Here is a 26286-nt window from a genome sequence, read left to right on the forward strand (position 1 = left end):
TGAGAACTTCCCCGGTTTCCCCGAGGGTGTCCTTGGCCCGGAGCTGATGGACAATGACCCGAGCACCGCAACGAACCTTCCGGGTGTCTTCGCCTGTGGCGACGCTGTTGATCACACCTACCGCCAGGCCATTACTGCTGCAGGCTCCGGATGTCGTGCCGCATTGGATGCGCAGCATTGGCTTGAATCACAGGAGTAGTTTTATGAAATATTTTGGGTTTTTAAGTTTTGGGCACTATGCCCGCGATGGTCGTCGAGGCCTGAGCGGCCGCGATGCCCTTCATCAGGCAATCGAATTATCTGTTGCTGCTGATGACCTGGGAGTGAACGGGGCCTACTTCAGGGTTCATCACTTCGCGCCTCAAGGTGCTTCCCCTATGCCGCTTCTTTCTGCGGTTGCAGCACGGACAGCACATATTGAAGTGGGTACCGGCGTTATCGACATGCGCTACGAAAACCCACTGTACTTAGCTGAGGAAGCTGCTGCACTGGATCAGATCGCCGATGGCCGCGTCGCACTTGGTGTTTCTCGCGGCTCACCTGAGATCGCTCAGCGAGGCTGGGAAAGTTTCGGTTATCGCGATGAGAGTGATGGCCGCGGTGGTGATATGGCTCGCGAGAAGTTCTACCGCTTCCTTGACGCCATCGATGGGAAGGGGATGGCAACTGCCGCTCCTGAGGGCGAGCAGTATCCACTGATGGTCCAACCCGGTTCGCCTCTGCCGATTTTCCCTCACTCTGAGGGCCTCCGTCAGCGCATCTGGTGGGGCGCGGGTTCGAATTATTCCGCCGAGCAAACCGCGCGTGACGGCGTCAATATGATGAGTTCGACTCTGGTCTTTGAAAGCGGTGATCGCAGCTTCGGAGAAATCCAAGCTGAGCAGATTGCGCGCTATCGCGCAGCATGGAAGGAAGCGGGACATCCGTGGACTCCTCGCGTATCTGTCTCGCGTTCGATCTTTCCGCTGCTTAGCGCAAAGGACCGCGGAATGTACGGTCTTGAGGCCTATTCAACCGACCAGGTTGGACGCTTGGATTCCGGAATTGCGACTTTCGGTCGTTCCTATGCCGCCTCTCCCGATGAATTGATTGAGCAGTTGAAGGCAGACCCGGCCATTGCCGCGGCGGATACTCTGCTGCTGACAATTCCCAACCAGTTGGGATTCGAGGAAAATCTGTCGATCATCAGCAACTTCGCCAAATATGTGGCACCAGAGCTCGGTTGGGTTCCTGCTGACCAGGGTCTCCCAACGGGCTACCCGATTGATTAAGTCCGTTTGATTAAGTCCGTAGCACTGGGCTATCGCGGGGTTTTATACAGCACATCTACCTGCGGAAGCTGCAGTATCTGGACGGCTGACTTGCCGGTGCTTTTGTAGGGGCAAAAGCACCGGCAAGTCATTCCACCAGCGCCATTGCAAGTGGAAGCTCAGCCCGGTCGAAACCCTGACCTCCCAACCAGTGCCTTTATTTTAATCCCGACTAACCGATAAAAATTGGGAAAATGTGCATTGATTGATGCACATTTTCCCAGTTCAGAGGCTGTTTAAAGCTGATTAAGATGCAACCTTAAAGCGCTCTTTTTACACCGTATTAATTGAGTTATTCCCCTCGCGAAGATCGCTCAATAGTTTACGACGCAAGGGTCCTGTGGCCTCGGAAGCCAACATAATCAGCCCAATGCCCAGCACAGTCATACCCACCAAAATCAGCATTGGGGCAAGCCCAGCGCTCAGGAGCATCACCGGAGACATAAACAAAATGCCCAAGCTCATCGCTCCTCCGATCATGAGCAGTGCTGGAAGCAGAATTTCAATCCTGCGCGAACGATCCATGAAGTTTCGGGGCGACCCCATGAATTCCAAAGCTTTCATCTGGTCAACGGAATCAATCACGCGAATGGCTTGATTGATTGCAGTAGAGATTGCACCCAAAGCCATAGTGATACCGAAGGTCAAAAGCATTCCCGTGCGAATATCCGACATAAGGATCCTTGCGACTTCCTCCATGTCCCCCGTATCACCCATCGTCATCGAGCTGAAGATCGGCATGAGCACACCGACAATAAAAGCGACTAGGGCAACCGCACCAAAAGACCTCCAGACGCTCTTGGGATCATCAGCAATCCGACGACCCGCAAGAAGCATCTGCGGAGTACGCGCAAGGCTTGCCATGGCCTTGCCTAGAAGGGATACCGAAAAAGCTCCCACGACATTGACCAGCGCAAAAATCACACCGAGGAATCCGAAGAATAGCCCCATCGCAATTGCCATCCCCAGCTGCATCATCATCTGAGCAACAATCACCCAGACAATGACCAGAACAAGCATCACGATCAGCCACAGTGGTGAAACCTTTGCCCCCTCAGTACGACGCGTAACGCCCAAAGGTGTAATGACCACTTTACGCATCGCAAGCATCGACGAAGCGGCGGCCAGCACAATCATCAGTACGGCCTCGGCAAGGAGGACAAGCGGACCAACCCACATTTCGTGTACCCCTATGCGCTGACCCTGGAAGGAAATCAGCTGCCAAACCGGCAAAAGCGCACCATACAGAGCGGTACCACACACAACACCAATTGCTGCATAGACCGCGGTTTCGATCAGACACGCAACACGTGTTTGTGCAGGCCCTAATCCCATGAGGCGAAGAACCGCTAGATCCCGTGCACGCCGACTCATTCCCAGACGCGCAGCGGCAGCGCCCATGCTTAGAGTCGGGACGATCATTAAAAGACCCGCAAAGCACGCCAGCATGACATAAAAGGCACCCATCCCCTCGAAACCATTTGGCAAGTCATAGGTACGCTCGAAGAACATCAGAACCCCACCCGTGACGGAAAGAAGAATTGCGTGGGGAAGGGCGAAAGCCAGAACTGTCAGGATCGAGGTCGCGCGATCACGAGAACCTAGGACTGCGCGTGCCGCAGTGAGTGTTGCGCTCATCGAGACACCTGCTGATCGATCAGGCCGTCTCGCATATGGATTTCATGCGGAAGGCGCGCGGCCACCGAAGGATCATGGGTCACCAGAATCAAGCTCGCTCCGGTGCTTTGGCAGGCATAGGTCAGTACACCCATGACCTCCGCACCGGTGCTTTGATCCAAGGCACCCGTGGGTTCATCGGCAAAGACGACTTTGGGATTGGTGATGAGCGCGCGCCCAATCGCAACGCGCTGCGCCTGACCTCCGGAGAGTTGACCTGGGCGGTAAGGCCCTGCACCCTCCAGCCCCAGATTCACCAGGATCTGCTGTGCGCGGGCAATGGCCTCTTTACGCGCAACTCCTGCCAGCATCAGGGGCATTGCAATATTTTCCTGGCAGGGAAGTTCTGGAAGCAGCTGCCCATCTTGGAACACGAAACCAAAGTGCTTGAGGCGCAGTTCCGAAATCGCACCCTCACTCAGTGTTGTCATTTCAGTGCCATCCAGGGTGATACTTCCCGTCGTCGGTCGCAGCACTCCCGCCAAACAGTGCAAAAGCGTCGTCTTCCCGCACCCCGAGGGTCCCATAATTGCCAGTTGGCTGCCCTGGGGGATTGATAGGGTGACTCCCGCGAGCGCCTGAACGGTATTTCCGCCACGTTGATAGAGTTTCGTGAGTCCGTTGACAACCATTCCCGAGGCCGTGGATGCATAAGAAGCTTGTGGCGCGCCTGCGCCCTGCTGCAGTGGTGAAGTCATGGTTTAAGTCTGCGCTTCGCTGCCCGTCTGTACCATGAGGTAAGGCCCTGATTTACCCCTGGTTTTCCCTAGGGGATGTACCCTTGTAAACAATCAATGACACCACAGTCACCGCGCCGCTGCCAAGGAGGACTAGTGCTCACTCTGAGCCAACATATTGATCAGATCCTCGGGATCTTGCTTGCTCTATTCCTTTCCTCTCTGATCGGTTTGGAGCGTCAGGCACGCGGAAAGAGCGCTGGTCTTCGTACTGATGCGATTGTCGGTATGACCTCAGCCCTTCTTATGGTCGTCTCGAAGTACGGTTTTAATGACGTGCTCGTGGCTGATCTTGTGCGCGTTGACCCTTCTCGCGTCGCCGCACAGATCGTTTCTGGAATTGGCTTCCTTGGCGCAGGTATCATTCTGACCCGCTCGGGAGCAGTCCGAGGCCTGACCACTGCCGCAACCGTATGGGAGACGGCCGGGATTGGTATGGCATGTGGCGCAGGTTTGTGGATCGCGGGAACCGCTGTCACATTCATGCACTTCATTGTTGTTTTCGCACTGACACCCCTTTCACGCCACATCGGTCCCCATGCTCCCCGTCGTCCCAACACGATTGTTTTGGAGTTGGTCTTCGATCCCGGTCAAGGGGTCATGCGTCGCGTATTGAGCGTGATGACAGATTCAAAGTGGAGCGTTTCCGAGGTTCGATCTGACACTGAGGGTAAACGCGGACATGCATTCATTGAGACGACGACCGCCGACCGTGTTGCGCTTCCCGCACTGATCGCCACAATCTCTGATCTTCCCGGTATTTATTCCGTTGAGGAAGCGGACCCACACGGCGCGGACTAAGTGTCCACGGCCTCGGCACTTATGTCACGCCAGTCGTTTTAGTGGCACACTTAGTTACGTGTGTCCTCCGACATACTTGTATAGAAAGGTTCGCTTATGTCTCAGGATCCTCAGTCACAGGGAAATCGACTCGACCCGTGGTTTGATGCCTACGCAGATCGAGCTCATAACCTGCGAGCTTCTGAGATTCGCGCACTGTTTTCGGTTGTCTCTCGCCCCGAGGTCGTTTCCCTTGCTGGCGGTATGCCGAACTTGAAGGATCTTCCTCTGGAGAGCCTCGCTGAAACTGCAAAGAGCTTGATCTTGACCTCTGGCGCTCAGGCCCTGCAGTACGGTTCCGGCCAAGGCTGGGAGCCCCTGCGTGAGCAACTGGTCAGCGTGATGACCTATGACGGGATCATTGGCGCCGATCCCGATGACGTGGTGATCACTACCGGTTCACAGCAAGCCCTGGACCTGATGGCAGAGCTCTTCATCAACGCGGGCGATGTTGTTTTGGCCGAGTCTCCTTCGTATGTCGGCGCTCTGGGGTGTTTCCGCGCTCGCCAAGCCGATGTTGTTCACGTTGATATGGATGAAGATGGTCTGATTCCCGAGGCCTTGGAAGAGACGATCCGTCGCCTGAAGTTGGCCGGTCGCGCCATTAAGTTCCTCTACACGATTCCAAATTTCCAGAACCCTGCTGGCGTGACCTTGACCCTTGAGAGGCGCCAACGCATCGCGGAGATTTGCATGCGCGAGCACGTGCTGATTTTGGAAGATAATCCCTACGGTTTGCTTGGCTTCCATTCGGATCCTCTGCCCGCTATTCATTCTTTCTCCCCCGAGGGTGTTGTCTACCTGGGCTCGGTTTCGAAGATGTTTGCTCCCGGTATGCGTATTGGATGGGCACTCGCTCCCCACGCTATCCGCGCAAAGCTGATCTTGGCCTCGGAAGCAGCTATTTTGTCGCCCGGCATGTTCGGACAGATGTTCCTATCCAGCTATCTGAACAATTACGACTGGTACGGCCAGGTGAAAGTCTACCGGGCGATGTACGCCGAGCGCTGCAAGGCAATGTTGGATGCTCTTGATGAGTACATGCCCGAGTGCTCGTGGACAAAGCCTGTCGGTGGTTTCTACACCTGGGTCACTTTGCCTGAGGGCCTGAATGCTCGCAGCATGCTTCCCCGCGCTGTAAAGGCCCAAGTTGCCTACGTTTCGGGTACCGCCTTCTACTATGACGGTCGCGGTGCTGATCACATGCGTCTGTCCTTCTGCTATCCCGAACCGGATCGTATTCGTGAGGGTATCCGTCGCCTTGCTGGGGTTGTTAATGCCGAAAAGCAATTGGTTGACATGTTCGGTGTTGCCCCCGAAGAAGATGCTGAATTTTTAACTAACCGTCATGACGGTTCCGTTCATACCGAAGACTGACAAGGAGAAACCCTCATGTCCGCTCAATCTTTGAAGGTGCTTATTGTCGCCGGAGGTCTGACCCACGAACGCGATGTTTCCGTACGTTCGGGGCGACGTGTTGCAAATTCGCTGGTCAATCAGGGTTTTGCAGCCAAGGTTGTCGATTTTGATCAAAACCTTCCCTCTGCAATTTCGGATTTTCAGCCAGATGTTATTTGGCCGCTTGTGCATGGCTCCATCGGTGAAGATGGATCTTTGCAAACCCTGCTTGAAGGAACCGGAATTCCTTATGTGGGTTCAACGCCTGCCCAGGCGATGCTCGCTTCGAACAAGCCCACTGCGAAGGCTTTGGTTGGTTCCGCGGGGCTCGATACCCCCGGGTGGATTGCCCTTCCCCAGCTGCTTTTCCGTCAGCTTGGTGCACAGAATGTCCTGAAGATGATCGAGGCCGGACTGACCTTCCCCTTGGTTGTTAAGCCTTCCTCGGGTGGATCCGCCCTGGGCATGTCAAAGGCCTACGATGCCGGTGATCTGCGTTCAGCAATGGTTGATGCCTTCTCTTATGAAGAGCACGTCATGCTTGAGCGCTACGTTGCTGGACGTGACATTGCGGTTTCGGTGATCGATTTAGAAGATGGGCCCCTTGCGTTGCCTCCCGTTGAGGTAGCCACCGATGATGGACACTACGACTACGAAGCTCGCTACACAACCGATGAGAGTGAGTACTTTGTGCCCGCTCGTCTGAGTGACGACGAGATGACGGATGTGCAGTCTGCAGCCATCCAGATTCACGAGCTTTTGGGCTTGCGTGATCTCTCCCGTATTGACTTCATTGCTGATGAAGACGGAAACTTCTGGTTCATTGATGCGAATGTTTCGCCCGGTATGACTGATACATCGCTATTCCCTCAGGCTGCGGAAGCGACAGGCTCTTTCGACGAGATCTGTGCATCTATTGTCGAGTACGTCGCGCAGCGCAGGTAACTGCACTCTGCCAGGCGAATCTAGCTTTATAGTTTCGAGCTACAAGTTTGGGGCTACACCGCGATGGTGTAGCCCCAAACTTTATTCTCAAGCTTTTAAAGAATGCCCAGCTTCTTCAAATCTTCCCGGATGGTATCTGCGTTTTCCCAGGTCAGAGCGGGTATATCAAGATATTCTGCAGCCTTGACGTACTCGGAACGATCGTCAATGTAGAGGAGTTTCTGCGGCTCTCTCTGGGCCGAAGCAAGTGCCTCTCGATAGATTGCTCTATTCGGTTTGGTGATACCGACATGCGAGGAAAAGATCATCGGACCATTGATATACCGTTGAGCCCAGACGCTTTCCATCACGACTGATGCATGCGTCGCTGGCATGTTCGTGAGCAACCCTAGGTTGTACCCCGCACTTCTCAGGTCGCTGAGTAGATGCGCCGCCGCTTCGTCGATAGCGTGCATTCGCGAAGCATCAGCGGTCACCAGCTTGCGGACTTGATCTTCTGAGGGTTGAGGTAGGCCGCAATCTCCTGAAACCGAATCCCAGAAGTCTAGATCCGACATTCCTTCGTCATATGTGTCGCGATGTGCCCATACGGCTTTGTCGACGAGGGTGACGCATTCAGCAGAATCATCAAGGCCTATGATTGACGCAAATTCTGCCGGGTCTGTACGTTGGCTAACTAATACTCCTCCAACATCGAAGAAAATTAGTTCAGTATTGAGCTCGTCAGCCATGTATGTCAACCTCCGCCTTTATTCTCTCGCATGACTGCCGTTTCAACAAAATCAACCAATGTCATTCTCACATTCAGAACTGTTGCAGATCTCTGTATGCACCTGGCATAGAAAGCGGACCGTGACCGTCCAGGCCGCGTGCATTTCCTCATTCCAACCTGACCGTTATTAACAACCCGAACCATTACCTGCTTGCGCTCATTTTCATGTGATGATGCAAGTCATGATTTCGCCGAGCTATTTCTTATTCCGATATCAAGCACAGTGGGGGATGTTTCACGTGAAACATCCCCCACTAGTTCGTCATCTAGCTGACCAGTTATCTCAGATCAATGACCACCCGGTTAAATGCCATTTCTTCGCCGATCACTGGTGGTTCACGTGCGGAAGAAGAAGGTCAGCAAGGCGTTGCAAATCATCCGAGCCTGCAAACTCGATAATGATCTTTCCCTTCCTCTTACCTTCGGAAACAGTTACGCACGTATCCCAGGCGTCTGCGAGCACCTGGCTCATGTGCTCGCCAAGCGGAGAGGTAACCTTTACTCGCTTCAACGAAGGCTTGGAGGGACGCTGCACTGATCCAAGACGCACCAGTTCTTCAGTGGTACGTACCGACAAGCCCTCGGCAATGATCCTATTCGCAAGGATTTCCATATCTTCGGGAGTAGGTAGGCCCAATAATGCACGTGCGTGGCCCGCGGATAAGACCTGTGCGGAAACCTTCTTTTGCACCGAGGCTGGTAGCTTGAGTAGGCGAAGGGTGTTAGCAATTTGCGGACGCGAACGTGCAATTTTCTTCGACAGCTCCTCCTGTGTGGCCCCAAAATCGGCCATGAGCTGCTGATACGCAAATGCCTCTTCCAAAGGATTCAGCTGCGCTCGGTGGAGATTTTCAAGCAGTGCATCGCGTAGTAAATCCGAATCTTCAGTGTGTCGGACGATGGCCGGGATCGTATCCAAGCCTGCAAGTTCACTTGCTCGCAAACGTCGTTCGCCCATAATCAGCTCATAACGAGCCTCCGGCTTTTCCTCAAGAAAACCCTTGAGCGTCACAGAAGGTACTTCGTTCAGGGGAATCCGTCGAACAACAATCGGTTGCAAGATACCGACTTCTCGAATCGATGCGGCGAGTTCATTAAGGTCGTCTTCATCGAATACCTGCCGGGGTTGGCGTGTATTCGGAACGATCTGATCAAGCGGGATTTCCGCAAATGTCGCTCCGGGCACCTGCATCAAATCCGATGTTTCACGTGAAACATCATCGCTCACATGCATCGAAGTGCTTTCATGAGACTTGCGTGTGTACTTTTGCCCAGATCGCGAGGATCGGGAAGATTGAGAAGATCCAGTTGTGGGGGTAACACCAGAGGTAGACGGAGCCTTCTCGCCTTCCGAAGCGATACTAGCTGCGGCGTGTACGCGCGCCTTAGTATGAGCTGTTGGCTTGGACTTAACTGATGCTGACTTCGTTGCTCGAGATTTCGGCTCGAGCAATTCACGCGCGGAACCACCACGCACCGCGCCCGACGCTTTACGCTCACCTGGGAAAAGAACGTCGAGTGGTCGCCTGGCAACATCTTCAGGCTTCTCAGTTTGAGCCGGGGGGATGAGTGCACCCAAACCACGCCCTAAACCTGTACGACGTTGGGCCTTATGAGTCGATTCTGATTGCTCGGCCATGCACACTTACCAATCTCGCGAATACTGAATATTGACTCCATTGTTTCACGTGAAACAGCAAAATGTGTATCGAACAAACAAAAACGCGTTTTCACAGACGCATTCTCCTGAGCAAATGAATCAGGGCTCGATCGCCCATCAAAACGACCGAAACCCTGAAAAAGTGTTTTGAAAAAAGAAAACGAGTTACCCCTTCGCCAACCGATGGCTCAGCTCGTACGCAGCTTTGCGATAGGCAAGTGAGCCGGCACCATTCGGATCGTAAGTGATGACACTCTGCCCGTAGCTTGGCGCTTCAGAAACTCGAACTGAACGAGGGATGACAGTTTGCAGTGTCTGCTCAGGGAAGTGTGACCGTACCTCATTCTCAACTTCATCGGATAAGCGCGTACGCTTGTCGGCCATAGTAAGAAGCATAGTTGAAACATGTAGTTTTGGATTGAGGTCAGCGCTGATGCGATCAATGGTCGACCACAGCTGACTCAAACCTTCAAGCGCGTAGTACTCGGTCTGAATAGGAATCAAAACCTCGTCAGCTGCAACCATCACGTTTAAGGTCACCAGTCCAAGCGAGGGTGGACAATCAATAAGGATCAGATCAATTTGCTGATATGCCTGAACGAAGTACTCAACGGCATCGGCAAGACGAAACTCTCGACGTTCGAGATCGACAAGCTCGATTTCCGCGCCCGAAAGATCAATAGTAGCCGGGCATACCCAGAGGTTATCCATCTCGGGGCAGGCTTGTAGAACTTCACCGATCGACAAATGACCGGTAATGACCTCGTACGTCGAAGGCGTGCCAGGACCATGAGCGATGCCAAAAGCACTCGAAGCGTTGCCCTGAGCGTCTGCATCGATGACAACAACCTTCAAACCGGCAAGCGCAAAAGAGGCCGCAAGATTGACAACCGAGGTCGTCTTACCAACGCCACCCTTTTGATTCGCGACCGCAATAACACGTGTCGACGCGGGTACGCCAAACTCAGCCGTCTCAAGGAACTCTCGATCCTGAAAATTCCGCGTAATTTGGTCCGAAAGTGGGGTATCGCCGGCCATAAAACACAAGCCTTTCTCACACGTCAATGACACAAGTGTAGGCAGTCATGCCCACGGGAGAAAACCGAGGACACACCCGTGGAAAAGAAATGAGGTATTAAGAACGAAGTCTCTTCGCAACAACGACGTACGTCGAATCGTCTTCCATTACCGAGGGGACCTCATGGATCTGAGCACTCAGGTGATGACGCTTCAACTCAGCGGCAGCAGCCTCGACTTCTTCACCCGCACGGCGCCCCTTAAGAGCGACAAGAGAGCCACCGGGAGCAATGAGCTTTGAAGTCATACGCACAAGCTTTGTCATATTCGCCAATGCACGTGAGGTCACCACATCGGCCTTGCCCTTACCTCGCAGTTCCTCGGCGCGAGCCTGATGAATGCTGACATTGTCCAAGCCAAGAGTGTCCACGACATCAGCAAGCCATTCGCAACGTCGCGCCATGGGCTCAGCAAGATGGACATCAAGATCTGGGCGGCAAATCGCAATAACGATCCCGGGGAAGCCTGCCCCAGAACCGATATCCAAGATCTGTCCCTTCTTGGGAAGAAAATCCAAGACGGCGCCAGAGTTGACCAGGTGCCTCGACCAAAGTCGGGGGAGCTCACGCGGACCGATCAGCCCGCGGAGCTCACCTTCCTCAACAAGCATGTTCGCAAACTCGGCAATATCTGGGTAGGCCAAACCGAAGAGCTCTCGAACCTCGGGTCCGGGAACCTCAAGTTCAAGGTCACTTTCGGCCTCGCGAGGGGAATTACCGAGCGCGTCCACTCAGGCCTCCTCGGCCTCGTCGGCGGAGTCAGTATCAGCGTCAACATCCCCCGCAGAAAGAATAACGACGCGACGACGGGGCTCAACGCCCTCAGACTCGCTGCGAAGACCCTCGGAAGCAACAACGTCGTGGCACACCTTGCGCTCAAAGGGGTTCATAGGCTCAAGCTTCTGGGGCTCGCCCGTCGCGCGGAGGCGCGCAATTGCCTCGTGAGTGAGGTCCTGAAGATCCGCCTTACGATCGGCACGGAAGCCCGCGATATCCAGCATGAGTCGCGAGCGCTCGCCGGTTTCGGTCTGAACAGCAAGGCGCGTCAGTTCCTGAAGGGCGTCGACAACTTCACCGTCTTCGCCAACCAGATGATCCAGGGCAGATGGATCTTCCGAAATGATTTCTACTGATGCACGACCATTTTCAACATCAATTTCGATGTCACCGTCAAGGTCGGCAATATCCAGCAGTTCTTCCAAGTAATCGGCAGCGAGCTCGCCTTCTTCCTCAAGGCGCGAGAGCTCGTTTGTCGTTTCTTCGCTCATGTTAATCCTCCGTAGGGGTTTGATGCCTCAGGCATCGAATGGTCTGTGGGCGCCTCAGCGCTTCTTCTTTGCGGCGGCGCGGCGAGCCTTGCGACGTTCTTGACGCTTGCGCTCGAGCTCTGCAGCTTCAGCATCTGACGAGGCCTCGGAAGAAGCGGCCTGCCCGCCCCGAGCGCGAACCTGACGCTGAGCCTCTTCACGCCTAGCAGCAGCCTCGCGACGTTCTGCCGCGCGCTCAGTAGCAACCTTCACACCCTTCATCCAAACCTCATCAGGAAGGGTCGTCCACTCTTGCATGGACAGGTTGCGGTAAACCGAAACGATCTCTCCAGCGCTCATGGCCTGGGGGAAATCAGAGGCGATCTTCTGACGCTTGGCACGGCTGCGAACCTCGGTCAGCGTGGTCTCGTTAAGAGCCGTGAGCTCATCGGATCCATCGGCCAGTTCGCGACGCTTCTCGTCGTAGTCCGCGAAGAAGGGACGTGCCCACGACTGGTACGCATCCTGACGCTTGGCCAAAAGTTCTTTGTAAGCAGCGGAATTCGGATTCGGAATATTCTTAATCACCCACAGCATCTGCAGGTAGCCCCAAATGCCCGCGGTCGTCGTGTAGATCACGACACCCATCTGGAAGAACAGACCCGAGAAGATGAACATGAAGGGCATAACGTACATCATCATGCGCTGCGAACGGACCATCGGGTTGTTCGGGTCCTGGTTCAGCGGCATGTTCTTCGACATCGTCAGGCGAATGGTCAGGAACTGCGTTGCAACCATAACGATGATGAAAATGATGAAGACCAGAGTCGGCAGCGACATGAGTTGCGAGTCGCGAATGGTGTGCGACAGCGGAACACCGAAGACCTGGGACGCATCAATCTCGCTGGCGACCGACTGAGTGATCGGACCCAGTGAATCAATGTGGCGCGAACCGACCGAGTAGGTGTTTTCAGCAAGTGCATGGATCGCGTAGATCGCGCGGTACATTGCGAAAAGAACGGGCAGCTGAACCAACATCGGCAAGCAGGACGCGAAGGGGTTGACGCCGTACTTCTTATTGAGTTCGGAGATTTCCTGCTGCATCCGTTGGCGCGAGGCGACGTCGGTCTTTCCCTTGTACTTCGCCTGAATCTTCTGCATTTGGGGCTGAACAATAGAGGTGCCCCTCATGCTCTTCAGCTGCTTGAGGTACAGAGGGATGATGAGCACGCGCACAAGGATGGTCAGCAGGATGATGGAGATAATCCATGCAAGTCCTGCACCTGAACTCATTCCAACAAGCAGAAGCAAGTCGTGAATTCGAATCCACAGCCATGCGACTGCGACAACGAAGGGATAGAGAATGGAATCCACAGGAGATCTCCTTATGATGCGCGGGGGACACCGCTCGTGTCCGCGTGGTGCTCGGCTCCTGCCGAGAAGTCTTGATTATTCATACCCATGACGGGCCGTTCCCAAGGGTCGTCATATCCGGCCCAATCTGCCGGGGGTACCCAGGCCTCGCCAGTCCACTTACCGCGAGCGGGAACTTCATCGACCCCGCCGAGGCTCCACGGATTACAACGAAGAATGCGCCACACAGCCAAGATTGTCCCTTTGACGAGGCCGTGGGTGTGCAATGCGCCCAAGGCATAGCTTGAGCAGGTGGGGTAGTAGCGACAACGCGGGGCGCACATGGGGGAAATGAAGCGCTGGTAGAAGCGCACAGGAAGAATGACAATATAAGCAAAAGGAGAGCTCATAGGCGACCTCCCTCCCGATGATCCCATTTCTTCCATGCACGGCGAAGAACTTGGTCTAATTCTTCCCCAAGTTCGCACGAAGTTGCACCCAGGGCGTCATGCTTAACGCGAACAACGATACGTGCTCCCTGAGGAAGTGCGCCCAAGCGTTCCTTCATGAGGTGACGCAATTGCCGCTTAACTCGGTTACGTCCAACCGCTCGTTTAATTTGGCTTTTAGGTACGACGAAACCGACGAGGCGTGAATCACTATCCTCGTCGGTTCGACAATGCACAATGAGCCTTTGCTGACCCGCGCGCGATCCGCTTCGGATTGCGAGGCGGAAGTCCGCTGGATTCACCATGCGGTTCGAGCGGGGCAACACCTCGCGAAAGCTCAGGCGGAGAGGCGGGCGCGGCCCTTGCGACGGCGTGCAGCCAGAATTGCGCGGCCAGCGCGGGTGCTCATACGCAGGCGGAAGCCGTGCGTCTTCGAACGACGACGGTTGTTCGGCTGATAAGTCCGCTTGGTGGTCACTGATATCTCCTCGAATTGGTCATGGACAGTGTGCGCCGCAACTAGGCACACATACGAACTGAAAGCCTACGGGTTTTTGGCCGTTCCGTCAACGAAAGAGCGCCGTACCACACTGAATCCACACCTGTGGAAGTAGGTGTGGATAAATTGGGGGTTAGTTATCCACATGCGAAGTTATCCACAGAGCTGTGGACAGGAAGATTTTCTTTTTGCCACAAGGGTGAGGTGTTGTAACTACACAAATGTCATTTGGGGATTAAATATCCACAGGTCTATCCCCAGCTGTGGAAAACATGACATGCTTGTAAAGTTATCGGTGGATAATGATTCGCAACCGATATCATTTCTCGTGTCCTATCTCACGTCATCTTTCGGAGGTTCCCGTGTCGATCGATGCCCTTACTCAGGCTTGGTCTGAGGCACTGTCGCAAAACTCAGATCTCTTGGGACCCGCAGCCATGTCTTTCCTGCGTTCAGCAAAGCCGCTGGGCGATATTGACGGCACGATCCTCATCGCAGTTCCCAATGATTTCGCAAAGAAGTGGATTGAAAACAACGGTGCAAATGACCTCACGCAGGCACTTGCTGCAATTCTTGGTCGAAGTGTCCGACTGGCAGTGACCATCGACCCCACTTTGGATGCACAAGAAGAAGCGGTAGAGGAAACTCCCTCCACGGCCTCGGAAATTGCAGATAACGCAGCGCCTACCCCGCAGGTTCAGCCCGGCCATTCATCCTCTCCTTCTCAGGCTTCTGCACAGTTCACCCAACCCGCCGCCAGCATGGGAAGCCCACAACTGGCAATCGATACCGCCAGCACGCACCTCAATCCCAAGCACACTTTTGACACCTTCGTCATTGGTCCTTCCAACCGCTTCGCTCACGCTGCAGCTTTTGCGGTATCAGAAAGCCCGGGACGTGCCTACAACCCTCTGTTCATTCACGGTGGTTCCGGGCTAGGAAAGACCCACTTAATCCACGCAATCGGCCACTACACGCTGTCACTTTTCCCGCAGATGCGCGTGCGCTACGTGAATTCAGAGGAATTTACCAACGACTTCATTAACTCCGTGCGTGAAGAAAGCATTGAGGAATTCCAAAGGCGTTACCGCGAGGTCGACGTTCTGCTCATTGACGATATCCAATTCATTCAGGGCAAAGAGCGTACGGTGGAAGAGTTCTTCCACACCTTTAACTCTCTATACAACGCGGGAAAGCAGATCGTTCTGACCTCAGACGTACCGCCTCGTGAGCTCGATCTGGAAGATCGAATCCGTTCGCGCTTCGCGGCGGGCCTTTTGGTCGATGTTCTTCCTCCCGACCTGGAAACCCGTATCGCAATCTTGCAAAAGAAGGCCAGTGCGGAAAATATCGAAGTTGATCCTCAGGTTCTGGAATACATTGCCCAGCGAATTTCCTCGAATATCCGCGAACTTGAAGGCGCCCTGGTGCGAGTTGCTGCCTTCGAATCCCTGTCGAAAGAACCGGTCACCGTTTCGATGGCAGAGATGCTCTTGAAGGACTTTGCTTCCGACCCGCAGGACACCGAAGTAACACCAACGCTGATTATGAGTCAGACCGCGACGTATTTCGGCGTAACGATTGACCAATTGTCGTCCTCGGACCGTTCGCATGTCGTCGTTGAGGCACGTCAGATCGCGATGTACCTGTGTCGCGAACTCACTGATCTTTCGCTTCCGAAGATTGGCGCTGCATTTGGCGGACGCGACCACACAACCGTGATGCACGCGAATAAGAAGATTGTGGGGTTGATGGCAGAGAAGAGGGAGACCTTCAACTACGTCACCGAATTGACCAACCGCATTAAGCAGGCAGCACGTCAGTCGGCAACTCTCAGCTAATCTCAGCCAAAAACTGGGCGTTTGGTGGGTGCGAACTTCCTTTCCACAGAAGCTGTGGAAACTGTGGTGAAACACCTCCGATCGCTTGTGTACGAGGCAGAGCAATTTGTGGAGAAAAAACAACAGAACAATTTTCGTCCACAAAAACGTGTAGTTCGTTCACACACAGATTCACATATTCATCCACGAAAGAAGTGCTGTCATTTCACCGTAAAAATGGGTTTTCCACACAATCCACATAGCCGATGATGATGACGAACTTTAGTTCAAGACAAATAACAAAAAATCGCGAACATCAGATAGGCCTCGAGCTCAGAGTGGTTAAGGTGTAATTCTCAGTTTCCTTTACGCCTATAGCTAGGTAAACTAACCACGGTATATCTACATTCAGTTCCAAGGAGAATCCATGAAGTTCACCGTCGCCCGCGACGTGCTTGCAGAAGCTGTTTCATGGACAGCGCGTGTACTTCCCACCCGTCCCGCAAGCCCCATCCTTGCTGGTATGCGAATCTCGGCTCAGGGTCAGGAACTGACTCTGTCCTCCTTCGACTACGAAGTTTCTGGAAACTCGCGCATTCCCGCCTCGGTTGATGAAGAAGGCGAAGTTCTGGTTTCCGGTCGACTTCTTGCAGATATTTCAAAGTCCCTGCCCAACAAGCCGGTCACCATCGAAGTTGATGGACAAAAAGTTTCTCTTTCCTGCGGTTCTTCGCACTTCACCTTGGCAGTCATGCCTATCGACGAATACCCGCTTCTTCCCGCACAGCCTCAGGTTGCAGGTTCTGTAGATTCGCAGGTTTTCCAGCAGGCCGTTGCTCAGGTATCAATCGCAGCTTCTCGCGATGAAACCCTTCCGCTTCTTACCGCTGTCCGCGTTGAAATCGACGGCGATAACATCACACTTTTGGCAACCGACCGCTACCGTCTGGCCATGCGCGAGCTCAAGTGGGATTCGGTTTCCGATATGTCCGAAGCCGCACTGGTCAAGGCACGCATTCTTCAGGACGTCGCAAAGTCCATGACCTCGGGTGCAAAGGTTGAGATCGGTCTGTCGCAGGAATCTCAGCCGGGCGCTTCTTCGCTGATCGGCTTCCAGGCCGGTGGACGCCGCACGACATCGACCCTGATGGATGGCGACTACCCTCCGGTTCGCCGTTTGTTCCCCGAAACGACCACCATCCAAGCAATCGTCGAGCGTCACACTTTGCTCGAGGCAGTGAAGCGTGTCTCCTTGGTTGCCGAGCGCAAGACCAGTGTTCGCCTGTCCTTCTCCGATGGTCAGCTTGTTCTTGAAGCTGGCCAAGGTGATAACGCCCAGGCTTCTGAAGTTGTTCAGGCGCAGCTCATGGGCGACGACATTGCGACCGCGTTTAACCCGCAGTACCTCAGTGAAGGTTTGTCGGTCATGGATACCGAGTATGTTCGTTTCGGTTTCACCCACCCAACAAAGCCCGCTGTGATTACCGGCCAAGAAAAGGCTGATGGTGGAGAGTCAACCGACTTCCGCTACCTGCTGATGCCGATCCGCTACGGAATCTGATCTGGAGTTTGTGTGCGAGTTTCGCACGTTGCGCTGGATGACTTTCGTTCATACCGTCATGCGGTAGTCGAGTTTGCGCCGGGAACAACAGTCCTTTTGGGCTCAAATGGCCAGGGGAAAACCAATCTCGTCGAGGCTGTTTCCTACCTTTCCGCATTCTCTTCCCACCGCGTGAGTGCAGAACAAGCCCTGGTGCGTTTACCCCTTTCCCCTGATGAACCTCAGCCCGGTGGGGCAGTTGTTCGGGTCAGGCTGGTGACAGCAGGTGAACGTGAAACAGTTATTGAACTTGAGATTGTTCGCGGAAAAGCGAATAGGGCGAAGGTCAATCGCACCCAAGTTCGACCGCGCGAAGTTCTTGGATTGCTCAAAAGTGTGGTGTTTTCGCCGGAAGATCTTCAAATTGTTCGCGGCGACCCGCAGGTTCGTCGCCAGTTCTTGGATGATCTCCTCATCCAGCAGCACCCGCTCATTGCGCAGGTAAAAAACGATTTCGACAAGGTTGCACGTCAGCGTGCGGCCTTGATGAAGAGTGCTCAATCGCAGTTGCGCCGAGGTTTTACTCCCGATTTTTCAACAGTAGAAGTTTGGGACGATACCTTTGCGCAGCTCTCCGCGCAGCTCAGTCTTGCGCGCGTGGGACTAGTTGAGGAACTTCGTGGTCCCGCTGCCCACGCCTATGAGGAAATCGGTGGATCGCCTCGGAAATTGGATATCGAATTCCTTGCTTCCCAGGGGAATTGTCCGGTCGGTGGGGACTTGGCCACGGTTGCGGGTGAACTCAAGGAAATTTTGGCCTCATCACGCATGAAGGAAGCCGAAAGGGGGGTGAATTTATTCGGTGCACACCGCGACGATTTAAAGCTCACCCTTGGTGGCATGCCCGTGAAAGGTTATGCAAGCCATGGTGAGACATGGTCGGTTGCTCTTTCACTACGTTTGGGCGCTTTCGAGCTTCTTTCTCGAGATGGGGATACTCCGATCCTTATTCTCGATGATGTATTTGCAGAGCTTGATTCGTCGCGCAGAGCGGGATTAACCCGTATGATTACCGAAGCGGAGCAAGTATTAATCACGGCAGCGGTCGCCGATGATGTTCCGCAAGAATTACATGCTCAGGTTCACGCAGTCCATTGGGATCCTGAGCTTGGAACGGTGGTCGGTGATGAGTGAATTTTCCGATTTCGAATACGCTTCTGCTGCACTACGACGTGTACAAGCCAGAGCGCAGGCCCAGGGCCACTACCGCGTTCCTCTGCGGTCACGACGCCGAAGCGTGAGTGGACAAAGTGAAGAATTTGCCGAGGAAATTTTGCTCGATGATGAGCAAGAAGCTTCGGAGGTCAACCTTGATCCTCAAGCCGATCCGGATGGCGAATTGAGCGCGCTGTCAACGGTCGTTTCTCGGGCCGGAAGTCGTTGGATCAAAATGCCTGGAATGGCTCCGATGCGGCGAAAATACCGCGAGCCGAAGAAGCTGGGCCTGACAATTGATTCTTTAATCGCCTCGCGCGGGTGGCAAGAACACACGCGGGCGGGAGATCTGATGGCGCGATGGAGCGATATTGTCGGCGATGAAATTGCTGAGCACTGCTCCATTGAAACAATTGATGATCACCGCCTGATTGTTCAATGTGATTCCACCGCGTGGTTTAAGCAACTTCAGCTACTTCTGCCGCGCCTAGAACGTACGATTGCCGAGGCCGTGGGTGAGGGTGTCGTGCAGCAGGTGATCTTGCGTCCACCGGCCTCTCCTTCGTGGAAAAAGGGCCGTTTATCGGTGCCTGGGAGGGGTCCTCGCGATACCTACGCCTAGTTTCTGAACGTGTGACTGGTCACAGCCTCAAAAACGGCTATATTTCGCGGATAATTCCTGTGAGTGAATCTTCCTCGTAGCGGTGTCAATCAGGGCTTTCCCCCTGCCTTTTCGGTAGAATGGTGACGGTTGTTTTATTGCTACTGCGCCATTTTCGGGCAGTGCACACCCATGCGGGTGAAGAATGAGGGGAGCCATTAGGTGGCTGAAACGCAAGAACCAACAGTCGATGACGGATCCGACGGCTACGGCGCGTCAGATATCACCGTCCTCGAAGGTTTGGAGGCGGTGCGTAAGCGCCCCGGTATGTACATCGGGTCAACCGGTGAGCGCGGCTTACATCACCTGGTGTATGAGGTTGTAGATAACTCCGTTGACGAGGCCTTGGCTGGCTACGCGGACCACATTGAGGTCACGATCCTGGCCGATGGCGGCGTTCGCGTCGTCGATAACGGACGCGGTATTCCCGTTGATGAGCACCCGACCGAGCACAAGCCAACGGTCGAGGTCGTTATGACCATCCTGCACGCGGGCGGTAAGTTCGGCGGTGGCGGTTACGCGGTTTCCGGCGGTCTTCACGGTGTGGGTATTTCGGTTGTGAATGCCTTGTCCACGCGTGTCGACACGGAGATTCGCAGGCAGGGATACGTATGGCGGATGTCCTTTGCCAACGGCGGCCACCCCATTACCGAATTGGTTCGTGGTGAAAAAACCACTGAAACCGGAACGACGCAAACCTTCTACCCGGATCCCGAAATCTTTGAGACCACCGTCTTCGATTTCGAAACCCTGCGTCAGCGCTTCCAGCAGATGGCATTCCTCAACAAGGGACTGCGTATTACCTTGACCGATGAGCGCGAAACTGCCACGGATGAAGGCGACGAAATCGCCGGAGACGAGCAGGCCTCGGAAGAAAAGCACAAGGGATTCCGCCAGGTTTCCTACATGTATGAGCACGGCCTGCGTGACTACGTGGAATACCTGGATTCGGCAAAGAAGATCGAAACGATCAACGCTGACATCATTGACTTCGAAGCGGAAAACGACGAAGGCACCATGAGCGTGGAAATCGCCATGCAGTGGACCACGGCGTATTCCTCGTCGGTTCACACCTTCGCAAATACCATCAATACCACCGAAGGTGGCATGCACGAAGAAGGTTTCCGTACAGCGCTGACCTCGTTGGTGAACCGCTACGGCCGTGAAAAGGGCATCATCCGCGAGAAGGATGACAACCTGACCGGCGATGACGTTCGCGAAGGTCTGACGGCCGTTATTTCGATCAAGCTCACCGAGCCTCAGTTCGAAGGCCAGACCAAGACCAAGCTGGGCAATACCGAAGCGCGAACCTTCGTTCAGCAGCAGGTCTACTCCAAGCTCACCGACTGGTTTGATGCACACCCGGCGGATGCCAAGGCCATTATCCAGAAGGGCCAGGCAGCTCAGGCTGCGCGTGTTGCCGCTCGAAAGGCACGCGAAGCTACTCGTCGTAAGGGCGTACTGGAATCGGCCTCGATGCCCGGTAAGCTGCGCGACTGCTCCTCGCGAGTTCCCGAAGAATGCGAAATCTTCATCGTCGAGGGTGACTCCGCAGGCGGCTCAGCCGTTGGTGGACGCGACCCCGAACATCAGGCAATTTTGCCGATCCGAGGCAAGATTTTGAACGTGGAAAAGGCTCGCCTGGACCGCGCACTGAGCTCGGATACGATTCGATCCCTCATCACCGCATTCGGAACGGGAATCGGTGAAGACTTCGACCTGGCGAAACTGCGCTACGGCAAGATCGTCATCATGGCCGACGCCGACGTTGACGGTCAGCACATTGCAACTCTGTTGCTCACCCTGCTGTTCCGCTACATGCGTCCCCTGGTTGAACAGGGACACACCTTCATTGCTATGCCTCCGCTGTACCGCATCAAGTGGTCCAATGCAGAGCACGAATTTGCTTACTCAGATAAGGAACGCGACGACATGCTTGCCGCGGGAGCCGCAGCAAATCGCAGGCTTCCCAAGGAAGGTGGCATCCAGCGCTACAAGGGTCTGGGTGAGATGAATGATCACGAGCTGTGGGAAACCACCATGGATCCCGAGCACCGCATCCTCAAGCAGGTCACTCTCGAAGATGCAGCAGATGCCGATGAAACCTTCACCATCTTGATGGGCGACGACGTCGAGAGGCGCCGCACGTTTATCCAGCGCAACGCCACCGACGTGCGCTTCCTCGACATCTAAAGCCCAGCGACGAGGCCGCGACCCGCGTGCGGCCTCGTCAGTAGAAAACGAAACGAAGGACCAAAGTGAGCGACGAACAAACAGTCGATGCCGGACACATCCGCGACGTCGAACGTATTCGCCAGGTCGACCTGCAGAAGGAAATGCAGCGCTCCTACCTCGACTACGCCATGAGCGTTATTGTCGGACGCGCGCTGCCCGATGTTCGTGACGGACTTAAGCCCGTCCACCGCCGCATCCTCTACGCGATGTACGACGGCGGTTACCGTCCCACCTCTTCATTCTCGAAGTCATCGCGTATCGTCGGTGACGTCATGGGTAACTACCACCCGCACGGCGACGCAGCGATCTACGATGCGCTTGCGCGATTGGTGCAGCCCTGGTCTTTGCGCTACCCCTTGGTCGCCGGTCAGGGTAACTTCGGTACCCCCGGTAACCTGGGCCCTGCAGCACCTCGTTACACCGAATGTAAGATGGCCCCTCTGGCCATGGAAATGGTCCGTGACATCGACGAAGAATGCGTTGATTTCCAGGACAACTACGATGGCCGCAACCAGGAACCAACCATTCTTCCCTCGCGTTTCCCCAACGTCTTGGTGAATGGTTCGGAAGGTATCGCCGTCGGTATGGCGACCCGCATTCCCCCGCACAACCTGCGTGAGGTTGCGCGTGGCGTGCAGTGGGCACTTGAGCACCCCGAGGCCTCGCGAGAGGAACTCCTTGAGGCCCTCCTTAAGCTGATCCCCGGCCCCGACTTCCCAACGGGTGCAACGATTCTGGGACGTCGCGGAATTGAAGACGCATACCGTACGGGACGCGGTTCCATCACCCAGCGCGCGGTTGTCAACGTGGAGGAAATCCACGGACGCCAGTGCCTAGTGGTCACCGAGCTTCCCTATCAGGTCAACCCCGACAACCTGGCTGACAAGATCGCTCAGTTGGTTCGTGACGGTCAGATCCAAGGTATTGCGGATATTCGTGATGAAACCTCAGGTCGTACCGGTCAGCGACTGGTCATTGTCCTCAAGCGTGATGCAGTTGCCAAGGTTGTCTTGAACAACCTGTACAAGCGCACCTCCCTGCAGGAAAACTTCTCGGCGAACATGCTTGCGCTGGTCGATGGTGTTCCGCGAACCCTGTCAATTGACGGCTTTATCCGCCACTGGGTTGCCCACCAGATCGAAGTGATTGTGCGCCGCACGCAGTTCCGTCTGCGCAAGGCTCAAGAGCGTTTGCACATCTTGGACGGTTACCTCAAGGCCCTGGATGCCTTGGATGAGGTCATTGCCCTGATCCGTCGCTCACCCACGGTCGATGAGGCACGCAGTGGCTTGATGGAGCTGCTCGATGTTGATGAGATTCAGGCCGACGCAATCCTAGCCCTGCAGCTGCGCCGACTGGCAGCACTGGAACGTCAGAAGATCTTGAACGAGCACGCTGAACTGCGCGCACGCGTTGAAGATTTGCAGGATATCTTGGCTAAGCCCGAGCGTCAGCGCGCGATCATCTCTGAAGAACTTGGCGAAATCGTTGAGAAGTTCGGTGATGAGCGTCGCACCACCATCGTTCCCTTCGATGGGGAAATGTCAATGGAAGACCTCATCCCCGAAGAGGATGTTGTCGTCACCATCACCCGCGATGGGTTTGCAAAGCGCACTCGTACTGATAACTACCGTTCTCAGAAACGAGGCGGTAAGGGCGTTCGCGGAACTCAGCTGCGTGGCGATGACGTGGTTGAGCACTTCTTCGTCACGACCACGCACCATTGGCTGTTGTTCTTCACGAACCTCGGTCGCGTTTACCGCGCGAAGGCCTACGAGATTCCCGAAGGCGGTCGCGATGCCAAGGGTCAGCATGTTGCAAATCTTCTGGCATTCCAGCCGGAAGAGCGCATTGCGCAGGTCCTGGCAATCCGCACCTATGAGGACGCACAGTACCTGGTGCTGGCAACGAAGTCCGGCCTCGTGAAGAAGACTCCGCTGGAGATGTACAACTCTCCGCGAAGTGGCGGCATCATTGCCGTTAACCTGCGTGAGGACGAAGAGGGCAAGCCTGATGAGCTGGTTTCGGCTCAGCTAGCTAATGCTGATGACGATCTGCTGCTGGTGTCTCGCGATGGCCAGGCCGTGCGCTTCGCTGCAACGGACGAGCAACTGCGACCCATGGGTCGATCCACCTCTGGCGTTCGCGGTATGAAGTTCCGCGGCGATGATGAGCTCTTGACCATGGATGTTCCACGCGAAGGAACAGACCTGCTGATCGTCACCGATTCCGGTTACGCCAAGCGCACTCCCATTGAGGAATACCCGACCAAGGGTCGTGGAACCATGGGTGTCCGCGTGGGTCGTCTGGTTGAAGAGCGTGGCGGGCTTGTTGGCGCGCTGGTTGTTGATCCTGAAGAAGACATCATGGTGATCACCGAGTCCGGCAAGCTTGTCCAGGTCAATGCCTCGGATGTGCGCCCGACCGCGCGTAACACCATGGGTGTCATCTTTGCTCGTCCCGATGAGAACGATCGCATCATTGCTGTGACTCGTAACCCCGAGCGCGACATTGATGAAGAGGAGTCCGAGGACGCACAAGCGCAGGACAATTCTTCGCAAAGTAATGACGAAACCCCTGTTGAGGATGTAGCGTCAGAGCATGACGACTCACAGGAGGTCCAGGAATGAGTGATCACGCATCGAACGACCGCGATGACCTTCCCCGCCAGGTAGACCTCGCCATTGTGCGAGTGGACCCCTGGGGAGTCATGAAGGTTGCCTTCCTGCTCAGCGTGGCATTGGGTATCGCACTGGTCGTTGCAGTCATGATCCTGTGGCTCATGCTCAACGCCATGCATGTTTTCGCCTCAGCGGAAAGCTTCCTGCAGTCCATTGGCGCATCGCAGATGGTCTCGCTTCTGGATTACGTCAGGCTTCCGAAGGTCATGGCCTACACGACTCTCATTGCGGTCATGAACGTTGTTCTGCTGACTGCACTGTCGGCCTTGGGAAGCTTCCTGTACAACTTGGTCGCCTCGCTGGTCGGTGGCATCAAGGTGACACTGATGGATGAGTGAGCTTTAAGTTCCACTGTGTGGGGGTTGGTGCGTGGCACCGACCCCCACACGTGTATTCAGGCTGTTCTTCTGGTGGTTCAATGGCGTTCTTCTGGTGGTTCAACGCGGGAACGCTAATGAGTGGGCGACGTCACCAGAAAACAATTTTGCGTGAGTCACCATGCGCATGTACTATTTAACGCGTGCCTTTCGGCATGGCAATGGGCCTATAGCTCAGTAGGTTAGAGCGCAGTCCTGATAAGACTGAGGTCGGTGGTTCGAGCCCACCTAGGCCCACCATCCGCAGGAACAATTGAGCGGAGGCTCCCATGAAGAAGTTTGTGAAAACTCTTTCGCTAGTGGCATGTGCTGCTGTTGTGGGGCTCGTGGTCCGGCAGGTTTGCCAGGATCTTTCCGACAATGAGGAACTGTGGACATCCGTTACGGATGACATCTCGCAGGCGTAAGCTTGGGGGAACCCCTTTGGGGCTATGGCGCAATTGGTAGCGCACCTGCTTTGCAAGCAGGGGGTTACGGGTTCGAGTCCCGTTAGCTCCACAACCAAAGGTCCAGCTTCGGCTGGGCCTTTTTGTTATGCGCGGAGTCGATCGGACGAGGCGTCAAAGGCGTAGGACCACGAGCCCTCAGCCGGCGATCAACAGCGCGCCATGATCGATGCGCACAGCAACCTTCGCGCTGCGGCCAATGGCATCCCCATCGACCTCAACAACTGCAGGTTGATCCAGTTCAAGCTCACACTCGCGTACCTGCCTAATCGAAAGGTCGGCGGGGGAGACAGGTGTATTAACCTGCGGAAGTCCAAGGCTCTGGCTGAAGACCTTCAAGGACAGATCTGCCCAACCGACCAGACCGACCTGCGTATCCACAGCGATGACATCAAGCAATCCGTCATGCAACGAGGCCTCGGGAGCCAAGGTGATGACCGGTAGATCTCCGCAGTTCGCAAAGAGTACACACCGAGCGGTGAACTCCGAAGAATCATCGCCACCGTGAGAATCCTGTCCACGAAGACGGGCACCCATGCGAGGAACATCCAGTGAATTAATTGCCGAAAGTACGTAAGCGGCCCAGCCGATGTTCTTCTTGAGCTCAGGATCTGTCTTCGACATGGTCTCACCATCGAAACCCACCCCAGCCAAGGTTACAAAGGGGAATTCATCGTCTAAGGCCAGCGCGGCCTCGTCAGAGGAGGAAGGATGCGAAGAAGTCACACCCGCGAGCAGCTTTCCTTCGCAGGGAAGCTCAAAACGCTCCTCGGGATCAACCATGCGAAGCCAGGCGAGATCAACTCGGTGGGTTGACTCCCCCAGCGCAACCGCTAGTGCATCAAGCGGGGAATCCAGTGGAAGCCCAAGATTACGGGCTAAAACGTTGCCAGTGCCCTCGGGAAGAATGCCCATGCGCACTCCGGTGTGAGCCAAGCCGGCGGCAACAGCGCGAACTGTTCCGTCTCCGCCGGCGGCAATGACATGCGTTGCGCCCGCGCGTACAGCCTTGCGCGCTTGAGACACACCCGGATCGGCAATGCTTGTCTCAATGAAATGAATGTCATGCACGCCAAGTGCACGGGCATCCATTGTGAGGGAGTTGCGAAATTCCTGCGGATCATCATGCTTGGAAGGATTAAAAACCACCCAGGGGCGAATGTTTTCGGCAATGCTCGGGGGCAGTGAAATTGCCGAACGATGCGCGCGACGCGACCGTGACTGAATGAAGTACTTGGCACCTGCTGTGACGCCTGCTCCGGCAATTCCAGCGAGGGCAATCAGGTACGGTGATGGTGCACGAAACTTTCGCATACTCAAAGTGTAAAGGGCACTGAGCTCACAGCAC

The 26286-nt window shown here is 55.0% G+C and carries 24 protein-coding genes, 2 tRNA genes and 1 pseudogene; 15 read left to right on the plus strand and 12 right to left on the minus strand.

Annotated features, from left to right (window positions below):
* Together QZR18_RS02055 and QZR18_RS02060 are read left to right on the plus strand one after the other, a co-directional pair.
* Positions 1–199 (plus strand): annotated as a pseudogene (locus QZR18_RS02055) (hypothetical protein); the annotation flags it as partial.
* 4 nt (positions 200–203) lie between these two features.
* Positions 204–1271 carry an LLM class flavin-dependent oxidoreductase gene (locus QZR18_RS02060; protein ID WP_178705003.1) on the plus strand — a complete coding sequence of 356 codons (1068 nt, stop codon included), beginning with the start codon at positions 204–206 and terminating at the stop codon, positions 1269–1271.
* Between the two features lie 312 nt (positions 1272–1583).
* On the opposite strand, the gene QZR18_RS02065 is transcribed toward QZR18_RS02060, so the two are convergent.
* Complete coding sequence (locus QZR18_RS02065; protein WP_178705006.1) at positions 1584–2948, minus strand: FtsX-like permease family protein; 1365 nt, start codon at positions 2946–2948, stop codon at positions 1584–1586.
* Positions 2945–3619 (minus strand): ABC transporter ATP-binding protein, encoded by a 675-nt coding sequence (locus QZR18_RS02070; protein WP_178705187.1) that lies wholly within the window; start codon positions 3617–3619, stop codon positions 2945–2947. The genes QZR18_RS02065 and QZR18_RS02070 overlap by 4 nt, the downstream gene beginning before the upstream one ends.
* Positions 3620–3820: 201 nt before the next feature.
* Here QZR18_RS02070 and QZR18_RS02075 point away from each other — a divergent pair, with 201 nt between their 5' ends.
* From QZR18_RS02075 to QZR18_RS02085, 3 genes are all read left to right on the plus strand, one after another.
* Positions 3821–4525: an MgtC/SapB family protein gene (locus tag QZR18_RS02075; RefSeq protein WP_178705009.1), complete on the plus strand. Its 705-nt coding sequence runs from the start codon at positions 3821–3823 to the stop codon at positions 4523–4525.
* Between the two features lie 96 nt (positions 4526–4621).
* Entirely contained in the window at positions 4622–5941 is a 1320-nt protein-coding gene (locus QZR18_RS02080; RefSeq protein ID WP_178705012.1) for a PLP-dependent aminotransferase family protein, read from the plus strand.
* A 15-nt stretch (positions 5942–5956) separates the two neighbouring features.
* Complete coding sequence (locus QZR18_RS02085) at positions 5957–6907, plus strand: D-alanine--D-alanine ligase (RefSeq protein WP_178705016.1); 951 nt, start codon at positions 5957–5959, stop codon at positions 6905–6907.
* A 95-nt stretch (positions 6908–7002) separates the two neighbouring features.
* Here the strand turns inward: QZR18_RS02085 and QZR18_RS02090 are convergent, their stop codons facing one another.
* The 9 genes from QZR18_RS02090 to rpmH all read right to left on the minus strand — a co-directional run bounded on the left by QZR18_RS02090 (position 7003) and on the right by rpmH (position 13942).
* The gene (locus tag QZR18_RS02090) at positions 7003–7638 is read right to left on the minus strand and encodes an HAD family hydrolase (RefSeq protein ID WP_178705019.1); all 636 of its coding nucleotides are present in this window, start codon (positions 7636–7638) and stop codon (positions 7003–7005) included.
* A gap of 366 nt (positions 7639–8004) precedes the next feature.
* Positions 8005–9318 carry a ParB/RepB/Spo0J family partition protein gene (locus tag QZR18_RS02095; protein WP_178705022.1) on the minus strand — a complete coding sequence of 438 codons (1314 nt, stop codon included), beginning with the start codon at positions 9316–9318 and terminating at the stop codon, positions 8005–8007.
* Positions 9319–9504: 186 nt separating this feature from the next.
* Positions 9505–10377 carry a ParA family protein gene (locus QZR18_RS02100; RefSeq protein ID WP_178705025.1) on the minus strand — a complete coding sequence of 291 codons (873 nt, stop codon included), beginning with the start codon at positions 10375–10377 and terminating at the stop codon, positions 9505–9507.
* A 97-nt stretch (positions 10378–10474) separates the two neighbouring features.
* On the minus strand, positions 10475–11146 hold the full coding sequence (gene rsmG, locus QZR18_RS02105) for a 16S rRNA (guanine(527)-N(7))-methyltransferase RsmG (protein ID WP_178705028.1): 672 nt from the start codon (positions 11144–11146) through the stop codon (positions 10475–10477).
* The gene (locus QZR18_RS02110) at positions 11147–11683 is read right to left on the minus strand and encodes a R3H domain-containing nucleic acid-binding protein (protein ID WP_178705031.1); all 537 of its coding nucleotides are present in this window, start codon (positions 11681–11683) and stop codon (positions 11147–11149) included.
* 54 nt (positions 11684–11737) lie between these two features.
* Positions 11738–13036 (minus strand): membrane protein insertase YidC, encoded by a 1299-nt coding sequence (gene yidC, locus QZR18_RS02115; RefSeq protein ID WP_178705033.1) that lies wholly within the window; start codon positions 13034–13036, stop codon positions 11738–11740.
* A gap of 11 nt (positions 13037–13047) precedes the next feature.
* Positions 13048–13425, minus strand: a complete 378-nt coding sequence (gene yidD / locus QZR18_RS02120) for a membrane protein insertion efficiency factor YidD (protein ID WP_178705036.1) — start codon at positions 13423–13425, stop codon at positions 13048–13050.
* On the minus strand, positions 13422–13790 hold the full coding sequence (gene rnpA, locus QZR18_RS02125) for a ribonuclease P protein component (RefSeq protein ID WP_178705039.1): 369 nt from the start codon (positions 13788–13790) through the stop codon (positions 13422–13424). Before rnpA ends, yidD begins: the two co-directional genes overlap by 4 nt.
* An 11-nt stretch (positions 13791–13801) precedes the next feature.
* Complete coding sequence (rpmH, locus tag QZR18_RS02130; RefSeq protein ID WP_009748181.1) at positions 13802–13942, minus strand: 50S ribosomal protein L34; 141 nt, start codon at positions 13940–13942, stop codon at positions 13802–13804.
* 383 nt (positions 13943–14325) lie between these two features.
* Between rpmH and dnaA the strand changes: the two genes are divergently transcribed.
* From dnaA to QZR18_RS02180, 10 genes are all read left to right on the plus strand, one after another.
* On the plus strand, positions 14326–15804 hold the full coding sequence (gene dnaA / locus QZR18_RS02135) for a chromosomal replication initiator protein DnaA (RefSeq protein WP_178705042.1): 1479 nt from the start codon (positions 14326–14328) through the stop codon (positions 15802–15804).
* 406 nt (positions 15805–16210) lie between these two features.
* The gene (gene dnaN / locus QZR18_RS02140; RefSeq protein ID WP_009748184.1) at positions 16211–17344 is read left to right on the plus strand and encodes a DNA polymerase III subunit beta; all 1134 of its coding nucleotides are present in this window, start codon (positions 16211–16213) and stop codon (positions 17342–17344) included.
* A gap of 12 nt (positions 17345–17356) precedes the next feature.
* The gene (gene recF, locus QZR18_RS02145; protein ID WP_178705045.1) at positions 17357–18517 is read left to right on the plus strand and encodes a DNA replication/repair protein RecF; all 1161 of its coding nucleotides are present in this window, start codon (positions 17357–17359) and stop codon (positions 18515–18517) included.
* Entirely contained in the window at positions 18510–19160 is a 651-nt protein-coding gene (locus tag QZR18_RS02150; protein WP_178705048.1) for a DUF721 domain-containing protein, read from the plus strand. The genes recF and QZR18_RS02150 overlap by 8 nt, the downstream gene beginning before the upstream one ends.
* Positions 19161–19361: 201 nt before the next feature.
* Positions 19362–21392: a DNA topoisomerase (ATP-hydrolyzing) subunit B gene (gene gyrB / locus QZR18_RS02155; RefSeq protein WP_178705051.1), complete on the plus strand. Its 2031-nt coding sequence runs from the start codon at positions 19362–19364 to the stop codon at positions 21390–21392.
* Between the two features lie 65 nt (positions 21393–21457).
* Positions 21458–24064 (plus strand): DNA gyrase subunit A, encoded by a 2607-nt coding sequence (gyrA, locus tag QZR18_RS02160; RefSeq protein WP_178705054.1) that lies wholly within the window; start codon positions 21458–21460, stop codon positions 24062–24064.
* Positions 24061–24453, plus strand: coding sequence for a DUF3566 domain-containing protein (locus QZR18_RS02165; RefSeq protein WP_178705057.1), 393 nt, complete (start codon positions 24061–24063; stop codon positions 24451–24453). Before gyrA ends, QZR18_RS02165 begins: the two co-directional genes overlap by 4 nt.
* A 202-nt stretch (positions 24454–24655) precedes the next feature.
* Positions 24656–24732 (plus strand) — tRNA-Ile (locus tag QZR18_RS02170).
* A 29-nt stretch (positions 24733–24761) separates the two neighbouring features.
* Entirely contained in the window at positions 24762–24899 is a 138-nt protein-coding gene (locus tag QZR18_RS02175; protein ID WP_295910182.1) for a DLW-39 family protein, read from the plus strand.
* Positions 24900–24917: 18 nt separating this feature from the next.
* Positions 24918–24990 (plus strand) — tRNA-Ala (locus QZR18_RS02180).
* A gap of 86 nt (positions 24991–25076) precedes the next feature.
* Here the strand turns inward: QZR18_RS02180 and QZR18_RS02185 are convergent.
* Positions 25077–26252, minus strand: coding sequence for a diacylglycerol kinase family protein (locus tag QZR18_RS02185; RefSeq protein WP_178705060.1), 1176 nt, complete (start codon positions 26250–26252; stop codon positions 25077–25079).
* Positions 26253–26286 lie beyond the last annotated feature (34 nt).

The organism is uncultured Actinomyces sp., assembly GCA_900541895.1.
Lineage (GTDB): Bacteria > Actinomycetota > Actinomycetes > Actinomycetales > Actinomycetaceae > Pauljensenia.

What these genes read in the sequence shown, in the direction of transcription:
- QZR18_RS02060 (WP_178705003.1), top strand. Translation starts at nt 204, where the DNA reads ATGAAATATTTTGGGTTTTTAAGTTTTGGGCACTATGCCCGCGATGGT.
- QZR18_RS02165 (WP_178705057.1), top strand. Translation starts at nt 24,061, where the DNA reads ATGAGTGATCACGCATCGAACGACCGCGATGACCTTCCCCGCCAGGTA.
- QZR18_RS02080 (WP_178705012.1), top strand. Translation starts at nt 4,622, where the DNA reads ATGTCTCAGGATCCTCAGTCACAGGGAAATCGACTCGACCCGTGGTTT.
- QZR18_RS02185 (WP_178705060.1), bottom strand. Translation starts at nt 26,252, where the DNA reads ATGCGAAAGTTTCGTGCACCATCACCGTACCTGATTGCCCTCGCTGGA.
- QZR18_RS02090 (WP_178705019.1), bottom strand. Translation starts at nt 7,638, where the DNA reads ATGGCTGACGAGCTCAATACTGAACTAATTTTCTTCGATGTTGGAGGA.
- dnaN (WP_009748184.1), top strand. Translation starts at nt 16,211, where the DNA reads ATGAAGTTCACCGTCGCCCGCGACGTGCTTGCAGAAGCTGTTTCATGG.
- QZR18_RS02085 (WP_178705016.1), top strand. Translation starts at nt 5,957, where the DNA reads ATGTCCGCTCAATCTTTGAAGGTGCTTATTGTCGCCGGAGGTCTGACC.
- yidD (WP_178705036.1), bottom strand. Translation starts at nt 13,425, where the DNA reads ATGAGCTCTCCTTTTGCTTATATTGTCATTCTTCCTGTGCGCTTCTAC.
- QZR18_RS02175 (WP_295910182.1), top strand. Translation starts at nt 24,762, where the DNA reads ATGAAGAAGTTTGTGAAAACTCTTTCGCTAGTGGCATGTGCTGCTGTT.
- QZR18_RS02070 (WP_178705187.1), bottom strand. Translation starts at nt 3,619, where the DNA reads ATGGTTGTCAACGGACTCACGAAACTCTATCAACGTGGCGGAAATACC.
- QZR18_RS02150 (WP_178705048.1), top strand. Translation starts at nt 18,510, where the DNA reads ATGAGTGAATTTTCCGATTTCGAATACGCTTCTGCTGCACTACGACGT.
- QZR18_RS02100 (WP_178705025.1), bottom strand. Translation starts at nt 10,377, where the DNA reads ATGGCCGGCGATACCCCACTTTCGGACCAAATTACGCGGAATTTTCAG.
- QZR18_RS02065 (WP_178705006.1), bottom strand. Translation starts at nt 2,948, where the DNA reads ATGAGCGCAACACTCACTGCGGCACGCGCAGTCCTAGGTTCTCGTGAT.
- QZR18_RS02095 (WP_178705022.1), bottom strand. Translation starts at nt 9,318, where the DNA reads ATGGCCGAGCAATCAGAATCGACTCATAAGGCCCAACGTCGTACAGGT.
- QZR18_RS02110 (WP_178705031.1), bottom strand. Translation starts at nt 11,683, where the DNA reads ATGAGCGAAGAAACGACAAACGAGCTCTCGCGCCTTGAGGAAGAAGGC.